Source organism: Vibrio sp. 1069 (genome assembly GCF_033340555.1).
Window position 1 is genome coordinate 1 of record NZ_JAWOWP010000487.1, and the last position, 649, is coordinate 649.

At 46.7% G+C, this 649-nt stretch carries 1 pseudogene; it reads left to right on the forward strand.

The window, feature by feature from the left end:
• Window positions 1–11: 11 nt before the first annotated feature.
• Window positions 12–649: pseudogene (gene lptD, locus R7040_RS27325) on the forward strand (LPS assembly protein LptD); the annotation flags it as partial.

Below are 649 nucleotides of genomic sequence, written 5' to 3' on the forward strand. Positions count from 1 at the left end.
TACACAACTAAGATACCTTCTCGCCTGAAAACACCGAATACCAATTTCTTTGCCAACAAGGGCGTGGTACTGCCGCTTACATTGCGCGCACAGGTCAGTCGGTCTATGAACTAGAAGATGGCTCAATCACATCATGTCCTGAAGGCGATAATTCATGGCGCTTGGTTGCGTCTGGCATTGACGTAGACCAAGACGAAGAGACCGCCACGCTGCACCACCCTCGTTTTGAGATCATGGATGTGCCCGTGTTTTACGTGCCATACATGACCATGCCTATTGGCAACACGCGTAAAACCGGTTTCCTATTCCCTTCTCTTTCTTACGGTTCTAGTGACGGTATGGAAGTGGAAGTGCCATTTTACTGGAACATCGCGCCTCAATACGACATGACACTCACTGCACTCTACATGCAGCAACGTGGCACCAAACTCGACACCGATTTCCGTTACCTAACCGATGGCTGGGGTGAAGGTAAACTGAAAGGCGAATACCTCAACAGCGATAAAAAATATCAAGATGATTCTCGCTGGGGTTACCAAGTTAAGCACGATGGTATTATCAATAAACAGTGGATTGTTAAAGTTGATTACTCACAAGTCAGTGACATTGATTACTTCCTAGATTTGGACTCTGACATCGGTAACCGTGA